The following is a 13,002-nucleotide window of genomic DNA, read 5'->3' as shown; positions in this document are numbered from 1 at the left end:
AGCGTAGGCCACGGCCGGGTCGGCCCTCCGACGCCGGTGTCAGCCCTCACCCGCATCCGGGCAATCCGCAGCCACCCACTGCGCCGCGAGGTCCCGGCACGCGACGACCAGCGTCCCCGGCCGACATGCGACCTCATGGATGCAACCCCCGCCGTACGGCAGCACCTCGTCGAGGATCACGTCCCCCAGCGCGGCCACGTCACAGACGTCCAGGACATCCACCTGGGACCGCGAGACCCCCTCGTACCGGACGACCAGGTCCTCGTCGTGCTTCCAGCAGTTGTGGCCGAACCGGATCTCGATCTCCCCGTCCCCCAGGCGCCGCACCCGCTGCGGCTGGAGATCCTTCACACACCTCCTGCCGGAGAACGCGTAGTGCCCCGGGTCGGTGGCGAAGGCGCGTGCCCCGGGCGGGAGTCGCTCCGCGAGCCGGGGCAGCTTCGCGAGGTAGGGCCGCGGGTCGACGATCCCCGTGATGTCCCCGTCCCGCCCGTCGAGATCCACGTACCTCACCGACGGCTCCCCACCGGCCGCTCCCCCCTCACACTCCCGTCTCCGCCGCGAGCCTCCCCGCCCGCACCGCCGCCACGAGCTCGGCGTGGTCCGCCTCCGTGCGGTCGGCGTACGCCACGGCGAACGTGGCCATCGCCTCGTCCAGCTCCTCGCTCTTGCCGCAGTACCCGGCGACGAGGCGCGGATCGACGCTGTGCGAGTGGGCGCGGGCCAGCAGCGCCCCCGTCATACGGCCGTAGTCGTCTACCTGGTCGGCGGCGAGCGCGGCAGGGTCGACGCTGCCCTTGCGGTTGCGGAACTGCCGTACCTGGAACGGCCGTCCGTCCACCGACGTCCAGCCCAGCAGGATGTCGCTGACGACCTGCATCCGCTTCTGTCCGAGGACGACCCGGCGGCCCTCGTGCTCGACGGCGGGCGCCTCGAACCCGGCGGTCACCAGGTGCGGCAGCAGCGCCGAGGGGCGGGCCTCCTTCACCTGGAGCACCAGCGGCTCATCGCGGTGGTCGAGGAGCAGCACGACATACGACCGGGTGCCGACGCTGCCCGTACCGACGACCCGGAACGCGACGTCGTGCACCGCGTGCCGGGACAGCAGCGGAAGGCGGTCCTCGGAGAGCGACTCCAGGTACTCCTCCAGGGACCCGGCCACCGCCGCGGCCTCCCCGTCCGGCACGCGCCGCAGCACCGGCGGGGCGTCGACGAAGCGGCGCCCGCCGTCGTCGGTCCGCTCGGTCGACTTCGCCGCGAACCGTCCGCTGGTGTTGGCCCGTGCCTTCTCGGAGACCCGCTCCAGCGTGCCGACGAGATCGTGGGCGTCGGTGTGGGAGACGAGCTCCTCGTCCGCGATGGCGTTCCAGGCGTCCAGCACGGGGAGCCGGGCCAGCAGCCGCATGGTGCGGCGGTAGGCGCCCACCGCGCCGTGTGCCGCACTGCGGCAGGTGTCCTCGTCCGCGCCCGCCTCCCGGCCGGCGAGTACCAGCGAGGCCGCGAGCCGCTTGAGGTCCCACTCCCAGGGGCCCCGGACCGTCTCGTCGAAGTCGTTGAGATCCATGACCAGATCGCCGCGCGCGTCCCCGTACAGACCGAAGTTGGCCGCGTGGGCGTCGCCGCAGATCTGGGCGCGGATCCGGGTCATGGGGGTGCGCGCCAGGTCGTAGGCCATGAGGCCCGCCGAGCCGCGCAGGAAGGCGAAGGGCGTGGCCGCCATCCGGCCGACGCGCAGCGGTGCGAGTCCGGGAATGCGGTCGCGGCTGGACTCCTCGACCGCGCTCACCGCGTCGGGCCGCGAGCCGTCCAGGTCGAGCGCGGTGTGCGCACCACGCGGGACCTGCTTGCGCAGCGCCTTGCCCTCCTGCTTGGGCGACCCCTGCACGGGCCACTCGGCGAAGCCCCGCACCCGCGGCAGCCTGCGCCCCGCGCCCACGGAATCCCCGGCGGAAGCCTCCACCCCGACCTCGGTCATCGCGACCGCCTCTCCGAACCCGCACACGCCCGAACATCAACTCGTGCAGACCGTACAACCGGTGGCCGAAACGCGTCAGGCCCTGTGGACAACCGCGTGCCTGTGAAAAACCGGCCCCGCGGCCGCCTGCCTGGGCATCCGCCCGGCGCCGGAGTGCCTCAGCACCCGCCTCCGGACCCTTCCGGCAGGTGCTGCTGCGCCCACTGCTTCAGCTCCGCGAACGCCGGTTCCAGCGCCGCCCCCGCCGCCGTCAGCCGGTACGACACCCGCAGCGGCGGCCCCTCGTCGACCTCGCGCAGCACGAGCCCCGCGGAGGCGAGCTCGGTGAGACGGTCGGAGAGCATCCGCTCGCTGATGCCGGGGATCGCCCGGCGCAGGTCGACGAAGTACGCCGGCCCCGGGGTCAGGACGGCCACGATCGGCCCGGTCCAGCGCTTCCCCAGCAACTGGAAGACACGGGTGATCCCGTCGTCCACCTGCTTGCAGGCCTCCGTGCCGTGACTCTGCTCGACCGTCATGCCCTTCAGGATACTGCGCTCACGTATGGGGGTGAAAAAAAGTAAGTAGCTGTGTTATCAATAGCCGTGTACGAACTATTAGCCACGCACCGCTCGTCAGGAGACCCCCATGGCCACCCTGCTGCACATCGACTCCTCCGTGTTCCCCCACGGCGCCTCCTCGTCCCGCTCCGTCACGGACGCCTTCCGCAGGACCTGGGAGGAGCAGCACCCCGAGGGCACGGTGATCTACCGCGACCTCGCCACGGACCCCGTACCGCACATCACCGCCGACTCCCACCTCGCCGGCTTCTCCGATCCCGCGACGCACACCCCCGAACAGGCCGCCGCCTTCCACGCGCGCGTGCGGCTGATCGAGGAGCTGGAGGGGGCGGACGCCGTGCTGATCGGCGCCCCCATGTACAACTTCGCAATCCCCTCGACCCTCAAGGCCTGGCTGGACAACGTGATGCTCGTCGGCCGCACCTTCCTGACCGAGGACTCGAAGATCACCGGGACCCCAGTCACCGTCGTCGCCAGCCGCGGCGGCTCCTACGCGCCGGGCACTCCGCGCGAGGGCTTCGAGTACGTGCAGAACTACCTGCAGGCGGTCCTCGGCGACTCCCTCGCCCTGGACGTCCACTTCATCGTCCCGGAGCTGACCATGGCCCCGCAGAACCCGGCGATGACCGAACTGGTCCCCCTCTACGAGGCCTCCCGCGCGCGTGCCCACCAGGACGCGGAGACCAGGGCGAAGCACCTCGCCCAGCGCGTGACCGCGTAAGCCCGCGGCCGGGACCACGCCGTGTGATTGTCCTCACGGCAGATAGCGCCGGAGCACGCCGGAGGACAACGCAAAAGCCCCGCAGGTCTGAGACCTGCGGGGCTTTCAGCTGTGCGCGAGGGGGGAGTTGAACCCCCACGCCCTTTCGGGCACTGGAACCTGAATCCAGCGCGTCTGCCTATTCCGCCACCCGCGCATTGGGTGTGTCTTCGGGCTGTTTCCCCTAGGGGCTGGCGCCTTCCGACATCCAGAACATTAGCACGCGGGCAGGGGTGGGTTCACATCCCTTATCCAGGGGCAGCCGCTCACCAGGGCCGTAGACATCCCGCACCAACCCGTCGTCCTTCCGGCTACGTATCAACACGTGTCTGTTCACGTATCAACCTCGTACCGGTACCGCCCGTCTCCCCAGGAGCCGGTCGGGGTCCACAGTCAGGTGCGGGACACTTGTCTGCGGCCGCCTCTACGATCCTTGACAGGAGGAGTCGGCCGGGGGAGTTCGAAGAGGAGCTCCACAGGGAACCTCGGAGGCGTCGACACCCGTCGACGAGGCCGACAGGGGGAACCAGCCGATTGACCGGCGCGTGGATACGATCAGTAAGCAGTACCAGGTAAGGCAGTACCCGCTCTGCGGGGTGCAGGACGGCAGCAGCTACGGAGGAGGTGCCCCATGGGAGTCCTGAAGAAGTTCGAGCAGCGCCTCGAAGGTCTGGTCAACGGCACCTTCGCCAAGGTGTTCAAGTCCGAGGTACAGCCCGTGGAGATCGCGGGAGCACTCCAGCGCGAGTGCGACAACAACGCGACCATCTGGAACCGCGACCGCACGGTCGTCCCCAACGACTTCATCGTGGAGTTGAGCACACCGGACTTCGAGCGCCTCAGCCCGTACTCCGGCCAACTCGGCGACGAACTCGCCGGCATGGTGCGCGACTACGCCAAGCAGCAGCGCTACACCTTCATGGGCCCCATCAAGGTCCACCTGGAGAAGGCCGACGACCTCGACACCGGCCTGTACCGGGTGCGCAGCCGCACGCTCGCCTCCTCCACCGACCAGCAGGCCCCCGGCGCGGCCGCCCCGGCGGGCCGGCCCGCGGCCCCCGGCGGCTACGGATACCCGCCGGCCGCGGCTCCCGCCGGAGCCCCGGGCGCCCCGCCCATGCCGGCCGCGCCGCCGCCCGGCGGCCGCCCCGGCGGCTACGGATACCCGCAGCCCGCGAGCGGCCAGCGGCCCCCTGTCGCACCCGCTCCCGCAGCCGCGGCAGGCGGACGCACCCGCCACTGGATCGAGATCAACGGCGCCCGCCATCAGATCTCCCGCGCGACGCTGGTGCTGGGCCGCAGCACCGAGGCCGACGTGCGGATCGACGACCCCGGCGTCTCCCGCCGGCACTGTGAGATCCGGACCGGAACGCCCTCGACCGTCCAGGATCTGGGGTCCACCAACGGCATCGTGGTGGACGGACAGCACACCACCCGCGCTACGCTCCGCGACGGCTCGCGGATCGTCGTGGGCAACACCACCATCATTTACCGGCAAGCCGAAGGGTGAAGCGGGGGCAATGTCAGAGCTGACCCTCACGGTCATGCGGCTGGGTTTCCTAGCCGTACTGTGGCTGTTCGTGATCGTGGCCGTGCAGGTCATCCGCAGCGATCTGTTCGGTACGCGTGTCACCCAGCGCGGGGCCAGGCGAGAGGCCGCCCGGCCGCAGCAGGCCCAGCGCCAGCAGGCGCCCCCGCAGCAGCGCCAGCAGCCCGCCGCCGGCCGTCGCGGCCGTAACGCCCCCAGCAAGCTGGTCGTCAGCGAGGGCACCCTCACGGGCACCACCGTCGCGCTCCAGGGCCAGACCATCACGCTGGGCCGGGCGCACGACAGCACCATCGTGCTGGACGACGACTACGCCTCCAGCAGGCACGCCAGGATCTACCCGGACCGGGACGGCCAGTGGATCGTCGAGGACCTCGGATCCACCAACGGCACCTATCTGGACCGGAGTCGGCTGACGACCCCCACACCGATTCCGCTGGGCGCGCCGATCCGCATCGGCAAGACCGTCATCGAGCTGCGGAAGTAGTGCTACATCATGAATAGGCGCGAGCGGAGCGAGCACGCGGAGTGGGCCCCCACCCCGGGCCCCGGCGCGCTCCCGACCGGAGGGTGGGCACCGTGCGGATGTATCCGGAGCCGACGGGCGAGGTGCGCATGAGTCTGTCACTGCGCTTCGCCGCCGGATCGCACAAAGGCATGATCCGGGAGGGCAACGAGGACTCCGGATACGCCGGTCCGCGCCTGCTCGCCATCGCCGACGGCATGGGCGGCGCCGCCGCCGGTGAGGTCGCCTCCTCCGAGGCCATCTCCACCATCGTCGCCCTCGACGACGACGTCCCCGGCTCCGACGTCCTCACCTCCCTCGGCACCGCGGTCCAGCGCGCCAACGACCAGCTGCGCTCCCTGGTCGAGGAGGACCCCCAGCTCGAGGGCATGGGCACCACGCTCACCGCCCTGCTGTGGACCGGCCAGCGCCTCGGCCTCGTCCATGTCGGCGACTCGCGCGCGTACCTGCTGCGCGACGGCGTCCTCACCCAGATCACACAGGACCACACCTGGGTGCAGCGCCTGGTCGACGAGGGCCGCATCACCGAGGAAGAGGCCACCACCCACCCGCAGCGCTCCCTGCTGATGCGCGCGCTGGGCAGCGGCGAGCACGTCGAGCCCGACCTCTCCATCCGCGAGGTCCGCGCCGGCGACCGCTACCTGATCTGCTCCGACGGACTGTCCGGGGTCGTCTCCCACCAGACGCTCGAGGACACCCTCGCCAGCTACCAGGGCCCCCAGGAGACCGTGCAGGAGCTGATCCAGCTCGCGCTGCGCGGCGGCGGCCCCGACAACATCACGGTCATCGTCGCCGACGTACTGGACCTGGACACCGGGGACACCCTCGCCGGGCAGCTCTCCGACACCCCGGTCGTGGTCGGCGCGGTCGCCGAGAACCAGCAGCACCCACTGCACGACAACGGCATCATGCAGACCCCCGCGGGCCGCGCCTCCGGGCTCGGCCGCCAGGTGCCCGGACAGGGCGGGGGCGGACAGTTCGGCCCGCCCGGCTCCGGCGACGTCACCGGCTTCATCCCCACCGACGGCTTCGGCGACTACAGCGACGAGGACTTCGTCAAGCCCCGCAAGGGCCGCAAGTGGCTGAAGAGATCCTTCTACATCGCCCTCACGCTCGCCGTCGTCGGCGGCGGCCTCTACGGCGGCTGGCGCTGGACCCAGACCCAGTACTACGTGGCCGCCAACGACGAGCACGTGGCGCTGTACCGGGGCATCAGCCAGGACCTGGCCTGGGTGTCGCTGTCGAAGGTGGAGAAGGACCACCCCGAGATCGAACTCAAGTACCTGCCGCCGTACCAGCAGAAGCTCGTCGAGGGCACCATCGCCGAGGGCGACCTCAAGACCGCCCAGAAGAAGATCGACGAACTCTCCCTGCAGGCCTCCGCGTGCAAGAAGCGCGCCGAGCAGCAGGCCGCCGAGAGCGAGCAGAACTCCAAGACCGGCGAGGGCGAGGCCGGAGGCACCACGGGAACCACCAAGACCTCCCTCACGTCCAAGGCCTCACCGACCCCGTCCACCTCGACCTCACCGTCCCCGAACGCTTCCGCCTCCCCGACCGCGCCCACTCCCACCCCCGGCCCCACCCTCTCGGACGAAGAGAAGCAGGTCGTCGGGCAGTGCGGTACGCAGTAGGCAAGCCGTGAGAGGCCCTGTCACACGATGAGCAGTACTTCCAACACGTCGACGCACCACACGTCCACGATCGGCTCGATCGGCACACCGAGCCGACGCAACACCGAGCTCGCGCTGCTGGTGTTCGCCGTGGTCATCCCGGTGTTCGCCTACGCCAACGTAGGCCTCGCCATCAACGACGAGCTGCCTGCCGGCCTGCTGGGCTACGGCCTGGGCCTCGCCCTGCTCGCGGGCGTGGGCCATCTCGTCGTACGGAAGTTCGCGCCGTACGCGGACCCGCTGCTGCTGCCGCTGGCCACCCTGCTGAACGGGCTCGGCCTCGTCATTATCTGGCGGCTGGACCAGTCCAAGCGCCTGCAGTCGAGCAACACCTTCGTCGAGGCGGCACCGCGCCAGCTGCTGTACTCGGCGATGGGCGTCGCGCTGCTGGTGGTCGTACTGATCTTCCTCAAGGACCACCGCGTCCTGCAGCGCTACACGTACATCTCCATGGCCGGAGCCATGCTCCTGCTCGTGCTGCCGCTGATCCCCGGCATCAGCGCCCCCACCTACGGCGCCAAGATCTGGATCAAGATCCCCGGCCTCGGCACGCTCCAGCCCGGTGAGTTCGCGAAGATCGCCCTCGCGGTGTTCTTCGCCGGCTATCTCATGGTCAAGAGAGACGCCCTGGCCCTGGCCAGCCGGCGTTTCATGGGCCTGTACCTGCCGCGCGGCCGCGACCTCGGTCCGATCCTCGTCGTCTGGGTGATGTCGATCCTCATCCTGGTCTTCGAGACCGACCTCGGTACATCCCTGCTGTTCTTCGGGATGTTCATCATCATGCTGTACGTCGCCACCGAGCGGACCAGCTGGATCGTCTTCGGTCTGCTGATGTCCGCGGCCGGCGCCGTGGGCGTCGCCTCCTTCGAGCCGCACGTCCAGCAGCGCGTCCAGGCCTGGCTGGACCCCATGCGCGAGTACACGCTCAGCAGGCAGGGCGTGTACGGCCACACCGAGCAGTCCATGCAGGCCCTGTGGGCCTTCGGCTCCGGCGGCACCCTCGGCACCGGTCTCGGCCAGGGCAACTCCGACCTGATCGGCTTCGCAGCCAACTCCGACTTCATCCTCGCCACGTTCGGCGAGGAGCTGGGCCTGGCGGGCGTCATGGCGATCCTGCTGATCTACGGCCTGATCGTCGAGCGCGGTGTGCGTACGGCCCTCGCGGCCCGCGACCCGTTCGGCAAGCTGCTGGCCGTCGGCCTGTCCGGCGCCTTCGCCCTCCAGGTCTTCGTCGTGGCCGGCGGTGTCATGGGTCTCATCCCGCTGACCGGTATGACGCTGCCGTTCGTGGCCTACGGCGGTTCGTCCGTCATCGCCAACTGGGCCCTGATCGGCATCCTGCTGCGCATCAGCGACACCGCACGCCGTCCGGCGCCCGCTCCCGCCCCCAGCCCCGATGCCGAGATGACCCAGGTGGTCCGCCCGTCATGAACAAGCCCCTGCGCCGGATCGCGATCTTCTGCGGCCTCCTCGTCATGGCCCTGCTCATCCGTGACAACTGGCTCCAGTACGTCATGGCCGACGACCTGAGGACCGACAGCGACAACCGCCGGGTCGCCATCGAGCGGTACGCCACCCCGCGCGGCGACATAATCGTCGACGGCAAGGCCATCACCGGCCACACCGAGACCACCAGCGGCGACTTCAAGTTCAAGCGCACCTACAAGGACGGCGCCATGTGGGCGCCCGTCACGGGCTTCGTCTCGCAGGCCTACGGCGCCAACCAGCTGGAGAACCTCGAAGACGGCATCCTCACCGGCAACGACGACCGGCTCTTCTTCCGCAACACCCTGGACATGATCACGGGGAAGCCGAAGGAGGGCGGCAACGTCGTCACCACCCTCAACGCCGCCGCCCAGAAGGCCGCGTACGACGGCCTCAAGGAGCGCGGCAAGGGCGCGGTCGTCGCTCTCGAGCCGTCCACCGGCAAGATTCTGGCGATGGCCTCCTACCCGTCGTACGACCCCGGGACGATCGCCGGCGGCGGCGAGTCGGACGAGAAGGCCTGGAAGGCCCTCGACAAGAAGAACAACCCCGCCGACCCGATGCTCAACCGGGCCCTGCGCGAGGTCTACCCGCCCGGCTCCACCTTCAAGGTCGTCACCGCGGCCGCCGCTCTGGAGAGCGGCCTGTACGACGACGCCGACGAAAAGACGGACTCACCGCTGCCGTGGGTCATGACGGGCACCACGACCGAGCTGAAGAACGAGGGCAACATCCCCTGCAAGAACGCCACTCTGCGCGTCGCCCTGCAGTGGTCCTGCAACACCGTCTTCGGCAAGATCGGCGCTGACCTCAAGAACGAGAAGATGCTGGAAGAGGCCAAGAAGTTCGGCTTCACCGAGGAGCAGTTCACGCCGGTCCGCTCCAGCGCCTCCGTCTTCTCGGACAACATGGAGCCCTCGCAGGTCGCCCTGTCCTCCATCGGCCAGTTCAACACCGCCGCGACCCCGCTGCAGATGGCCATGGTCGCCTCCGCGGTCGCCAACGACGGCACCCTCATGAAGCCGTACATGGTCGACGAGCTCCAGGCCAGCAATGTCGACGTCATCGAGAAGACCGACCCGGAGAAGTACAGCGAGCCGCTGTCGGCGAAGAACGCGCAGATCCTGCAGTCGATGATGGAGACGGTGGTCGAGAAGGGCACCGGCAAGACGGCCCAGATCGGCGGCGACGTCACCGTCGGCGGCAAGACCGGCACCGCCCAGCACGGCGAGAACAACAGCAAGAACCCGTACGCCTGGTTCATCTCGTACGCCAAGCTCGCCGACGGCAGCAAGCCGGTCGCCGTGGCCGTGGTCGTCGAGGACGAGAACGCGGTCCGCGAGAACATCTCCGGCAGCGGCCTCGCGGCGCCGATCGCGAAGAGCGTGATGGAGGCGGTCATCAACTCCAACAAGTGACCCCGCTCACGTCCCCTTCACATCGGTGCACGTTGCGATACCGGTCCTGTATCGGGTGACGGGCTTGGCCAGGTCACACAAAGCCAGCCGGGTACGGTAGGCCCGGACGGCAGCCCCCGACCGCACACCAGTGCCGGTCGGGACCGACGGAGAGGGCTGGTAGGTAGCTATGGAAGAGCCGCGTCGCCTCGGCGGCCGGTACGAGCTGGGCCAGGTGCTCGGCCGTGGTGGCATGGCGGAGGTCTACCTCGCGCATGACACCCGGCTCGGCCGCACCGTGGCGGTGAAGACGCTGCGCGCGGACCTCGCACGCGACCCGTCCTTCCAGGCCCGGTTCCGCCGGGAGGCCCAGTCGGCCGCCTCGCTCAACCATCCCGCGATCGTCGCGGTCTACGACACGGGTGAGGACTACATCGACGGGGTCTCGATCCCGTACATCGTGATGGAGTACGTCGACGGCTCCACGCTCCGCGAGCTGCTGCACTCCGGCCGCCGGCTGCTGCCGGAGCGCACGCTGGAGATGACGATCGGCATCCTCCAGGCCCTGGAGTACTCCCACCGGGCCGGCATCGTCCACCGCGACATCAAGCCGGCCAACGTCATGCTCACGCGCAACGGCCAGGTCAAGGTCATGGACTTCGGCATCGCCCGCGCCATGGGCGACTCCGGCATGACGATGACCCAGACCTCGGCGGTCATCGGCACGGCCCAGTACCTCTCGCCGGAGCAGGCGAAGGGCGAGCAGGTCGACCAGCGTTCCGACCTCTACTCGACGGGCTGTCTCCTCTACGAGCTCCTGACGGTACGCCCGCCCTTCGTGGGCGACTCCCCCGTGGCCGTGGCCTATCAGCACGTCCGCGAGGAGCCGCAGCCCCCGTCGGTCTTCGACCCCGAGCTCACGCCCGAGATGGACGCCATCGTCCTCAAGGCCCTGGTCAAGGACCCCAACTACCGCTACCAGTCCGCCGACGAGATGCGCATCGACATCGAGGCGTGCCTGGACGGCCAGCCGGTGGCGGCCACCGCGGCGATGGGCTCGGTCGGCTACGGCGCCTACCCGGACGACCAGCCGACCACCGCCCTGCGCTCCGCGGACGCCGGCGCCACGTCGATGCTCCCGCCCATGAACCCGGACGACGGCGGCTACGGCGGTTACGACGACCGCCCCGACCGGCGCCGCCAGCAGAAGAAGAACAACACCTCGACGATCCTGCTGGTCGTCGCGGCTGTGCTGGTGCTGATCGGCGCGATCCTGATCGGGAAGTGGGCGTTCAGCGGGAACAACAGCGCGGACGACAAGGTGGCGGTGCCGACTTTCATCGGCGAGACGCTGAAGAGTGCCAGGACCATGGCGACGAACAGTGACCTGCAACTGGCCACCACCGAGAAGACCTGCGAGGACCAGCCCAAGGGCAACATCTGCAAGCAGGATGTCGACCCGGGAACCAAGGTCGAGAAGAAGTCCACCATCAACCTCGTGGTCTCGACGGGCGCCCCGAAGGTCGTCGTGCCCAGTGTCATCGGCGACCAGTTCGACGATGCCAAGGCCAAGCTGGAGGGCGACGACTACGGTCTCAAGGTCGAGAAGAAGGAAAAGGAGTCTCCCGAAGAGACGGGCTCCGTCCTCGACCAGACCCCCGTCTTCAACAAGGAAGTCGAAAAGGGCTCGACGATCACCCTCACCGTCGCCACCGAGATCCAGAAGTCGACCGTCCCGGACGTCAATGGCCTGAGCTGCGACGACGCCAAGGCACGGATGTCGGAGAGCAACCTCACCGGCAACTGTGTCACCGACGCGGAGACCGAGGACGACAACCTGGTCGACAAGGTCGTCAGCACCGACCCGGCGATCGGCAACTCGGTCGACAAGAACTCGACGGTGACCATCCACCTCGGCAAGAAGGCCGAGAAGGCCAAGGTCAAGGTCCCGAACGTCGTCGGACGGACGGTCCAGCAGGCCAAGCAGCTCCTTCAGTCCCAGGGCTTCACCAACATCCAGTTCGCCAACGGCAGCGACCAGAGCGACACCGCGTTCGTCACCGACCAGGATCCCGACCAGGGCAACGAGGTCGACGACCCGGCAGGCACGACGATCACCCTGACCACGGTCAGTGTCGGCGGCAACAACAACGGCGGAAACAACGGCGGAGGCACCTTCTTCGGCGGCACGACCGGAACGGCGGCCCGCACCGAGGACTGACCCCTGCTCGACCCCACGCTGAGGGGCTGGTCGCTTCAAGCGACCAGCCCCTCAGCGCTTTACAGGGAGCACCCCCCGGCAACAGCTCTTTCTCGTTCTCGTCCCGGTGATCCGGTCAGCGCAGTTCCTTCGGCAACGTCCGCTCGCTGTCCACCTTCTCCACCCGCACCAACTCGCCCCACACCACATACCGGTACCGGGACGTGTACACCGGCGTGCAGGTCGTCAGCGTGATGTACTTGCCGGCCTTCTTCTTGCCGGACTCCTTCGGGACGGCGCCCAGGACCTTGACGTTGTACTTCGAGGTCTCCGGAAGGATGGCGTACGTCTTGTAGACGTACCACTTGTCCTTCGTCTCGAAGACGATCGCGTCGCCCTTATCGATCTTGTCGATGTTGTGGAACTTGGCGCCGTGACCGTCGCGGTGGGCCGCGAGGGAGAAGTTGCCGTCCTTGCCGGACATCGGCAGCGTCGCCTTGACCGGGTCCGTGTAGTAACCGGCGACACCGTCGTTGAGCTGCTTCGACGACGTGCCCTTCTCCACCAGCACCTCGCCGCCGCCCATCGCGGGGACATGCAGGAAGCCGATGCCGTTCCTCGTGTTCAGCGCACCCGGCCCCCTGTCCTGGGCCCAGTTGTCGCGGACCTTGTCGGCCTGTTTGCCCGCCGCGCGGTCGGCGATGACGTTCGTCCACCACAGCGAGTAGACGACGAACAGGCCGAGGATCAGGCCCGCCGTGATGAGGAGTTCACCGAAGACACTGACCGCCGTGGCGATCGGGCCCATGCCGCGGCGGCGCGGGGCGTGGGTGGTGTCGGTGACCTCTTGCTGCTCCGCGGTCGCTGCCACTGTTCATCTGCC

The 13,002-nt window shown here is 69.1% G+C and carries 11 protein-coding genes and 1 tRNA gene; 7 read left to right on the top strand and 5 right to left on the bottom strand.

Features of this window, described 5'->3' with window-relative positions:
- Nucleotides 1-39: 39 nt before the first annotated feature.
- The 3 genes from ACIOHP_RS05185 to ACIOHP_RS05175 form a co-directional block, all read right to left on the bottom strand.
- The gene (locus ACIOHP_RS05185; RefSeq protein ID WP_401883547.1) at nucleotides 40-513 is read right to left on the bottom strand and encodes a hypothetical protein; all 474 of its coding nucleotides are present in this window, start codon (nucleotides 511-513) and stop codon (nucleotides 40-42) included.
- A gap of 28 nt (nucleotides 514-541) precedes the next feature.
- Complete coding sequence (locus tag ACIOHP_RS05180; RefSeq protein ID WP_401883545.1) at nucleotides 542-1,975, bottom strand: DUF2252 domain-containing protein; 1,434 nt, start codon at nucleotides 1,973-1,975, stop codon at nucleotides 542-544.
- 158 nt (nucleotides 1,976-2,133) lie between these two features.
- The gene (locus ACIOHP_RS05175; protein ID WP_401883543.1) at nucleotides 2,134-2,493 is read right to left on the bottom strand and encodes a winged helix-turn-helix transcriptional regulator; all 360 of its coding nucleotides are present in this window, start codon (nucleotides 2,491-2,493) and stop codon (nucleotides 2,134-2,136) included.
- A 109-nt stretch (nucleotides 2,494-2,602) separates the two neighbouring features.
- On the opposite strand from ACIOHP_RS05175, the gene ACIOHP_RS05170 reads away from it, so the two are divergent.
- A complete protein-coding gene (locus tag ACIOHP_RS05170) occupies nucleotides 2,603-3,256 on the top strand; it encodes an FMN-dependent NADH-azoreductase (RefSeq protein WP_401883541.1) in 654 nt (217 codons plus the stop codon).
- Between the two features lie 112 nt (nucleotides 3,257-3,368).
- On the opposite strand, the gene ACIOHP_RS05165 is transcribed toward ACIOHP_RS05170, so the two are convergent.
- Nucleotides 3,369-3,452: transfer RNA gene (locus tag ACIOHP_RS05165), tRNA-Leu, on the bottom strand.
- Between the two features lie 474 nt (nucleotides 3,453-3,926).
- Here ACIOHP_RS05165 and ACIOHP_RS05160 point away from each other — a divergent pair.
- The 6 genes from ACIOHP_RS05160 (at nucleotide 3,927) to pknB (ending at nucleotide 12,140) form a co-directional block, all read left to right on the top strand.
- Nucleotides 3,927-4,805: a DUF3662 and FHA domain-containing protein gene (locus tag ACIOHP_RS05160; protein ID WP_327718171.1), complete on the top strand. Its 879-nt coding sequence runs from the start codon at nucleotides 3,927-3,929 to the stop codon at nucleotides 4,803-4,805.
- A 10-nt stretch (nucleotides 4,806-4,815) separates the two neighbouring features.
- Nucleotides 4,816-5,328 carry an FHA domain-containing protein gene (locus ACIOHP_RS05155; RefSeq protein ID WP_266824712.1) on the top strand — a complete coding sequence of 171 codons (513 nt, stop codon included), beginning with the start codon at nucleotides 4,816-4,818 and terminating at the stop codon, nucleotides 5,326-5,328.
- A 98-nt stretch (nucleotides 5,329-5,426) separates the two neighbouring features.
- Nucleotides 5,427-6,998: a Stp1/IreP family PP2C-type Ser/Thr phosphatase gene (locus ACIOHP_RS05150; protein ID WP_361552686.1), complete on the top strand. Its 1,572-nt coding sequence runs from the start codon at nucleotides 5,427-5,429 to the stop codon at nucleotides 6,996-6,998.
- 27 nt (nucleotides 6,999-7,025) lie between these two features.
- Nucleotides 7,026-8,468, top strand: a complete 1,443-nt coding sequence (locus ACIOHP_RS05145; RefSeq protein ID WP_361552587.1) for an FtsW/RodA/SpoVE family cell cycle protein — start codon at nucleotides 7,026-7,028, stop codon at nucleotides 8,466-8,468.
- On the top strand, nucleotides 8,465-9,940 hold the full coding sequence (locus ACIOHP_RS05140) for a peptidoglycan D,D-transpeptidase FtsI family protein (protein ID WP_401883538.1): 1,476 nt from the start codon (nucleotides 8,465-8,467) through the stop codon (nucleotides 9,938-9,940). The genes ACIOHP_RS05145 and ACIOHP_RS05140 overlap by 4 nt, the downstream gene beginning before the upstream one ends.
- A 169-nt stretch (nucleotides 9,941-10,109) precedes the next feature.
- Complete coding sequence (gene pknB / locus ACIOHP_RS05135) at nucleotides 10,110-12,140, top strand: Stk1 family PASTA domain-containing Ser/Thr kinase (protein WP_401883536.1); 2,031 nt, start codon at nucleotides 10,110-10,112, stop codon at nucleotides 12,138-12,140.
- Between the two features lie 115 nt (nucleotides 12,141-12,255).
- Here pknB and ACIOHP_RS05130 read toward each other — a convergent pair whose 3' ends face one another.
- Nucleotides 12,256-12,990: a class E sortase gene (locus tag ACIOHP_RS05130; RefSeq protein ID WP_401883534.1), complete on the bottom strand. Its 735-nt coding sequence runs from the start codon at nucleotides 12,988-12,990 to the stop codon at nucleotides 12,256-12,258.
- Between the last annotated feature and the right edge of the window lie 12 nt (nucleotides 12,991-13,002).

Origin of the sequence: Streptomyces sp. NPDC087859 (assembly GCF_044742595.1) — a bacterium.
GTDB classification, from domain to species: Bacteria; Actinomycetota; Actinomycetes; order Streptomycetales; family Streptomycetaceae; genus Streptomyces; species Streptomyces canus_F.
Note: the sequence above shows the minus strand (reverse complement) of the source record. Positions and strands in the feature narration are given on the sequence as shown.